General features: G+C 71.6%; 1 protein-coding gene. It reads right to left on the reverse strand.

Features of this window, described 5'->3' with window-relative positions; all coding sequences use genetic code 11:
• Positions 1 to 143 precede the first annotated feature (143 nt).
• Positions 144 to 668 (reverse strand): c-type cytochrome (locus B8460_RS19975; protein ID WP_052945323.1); only part of this gene is annotated, 525 nt, incomplete at its 5' end.

Consider the following 668-nt stretch of genomic DNA (forward strand, 5'->3'; position numbering starts at 1 on the left):
GCCAGACGGGGCGCCAGACGGGGCGGCCGAGGGGGCGGCCGTGGGGGCTTGCGTAGTGTCGGCGGCGCGGGCGGGCACGGCGGCGAGCGCCGTGGCGGCCAGCAGCGTGCACAGGGTCGCGGGGACCGCTGGGAGACGTCGGGTCATTTGGACTCCAGATTGTTGTCGGGCGCCGAGTCGACCGACATGTGCTTCGGCCCGCTGCCGCCCGCGTGCGGATAGGTCTCGCACACCCGGCTGCTGGTGCCGAAAAACGCCTGGCACTGCGCATAGGTGGGCGGGCCCTTGCCCTTCAGGTCTTCGTCCACGTATTTCGCGACCGTCAGGATGTCGTGCGGCCGCAGCCACTTGATCGGCGCCGCCACCTTCTGGTCGGGCGGGATGTCGCCCGCCTTCAGCCCGTAGCAATGCCCGTCCGAATAGGCATCTTCCTGGAAATGCGGCATGCCCGTGCCGGGCCGGCCGCAGGTGACGGTCATCACGATGGCGTTGTAGTCGAGCTGCGTCTGACGCAGGTTGGCCGCGGCGCCGCCATAGCCGCCGCCGCCCTGCCCGTCCCATTTGTGGCAGCCGACGCAGTTGGCCGCCTTGTAGATGCGCATCCCCTCCGCGAGGTCGCCGGCCGAGGCCGGGATCTGGCTGGCATCGCCGCCGCCGCCGCCCTCGGC

The sequence above is a fragment of the Acidisphaera rubrifaciens HS-AP3 genome (assembly GCF_000964365.1).
Taxonomy (GTDB): Bacteria; Pseudomonadota; Alphaproteobacteria; order Acetobacterales; family Acetobacteraceae; genus Acidisphaera; species Acidisphaera rubrifaciens.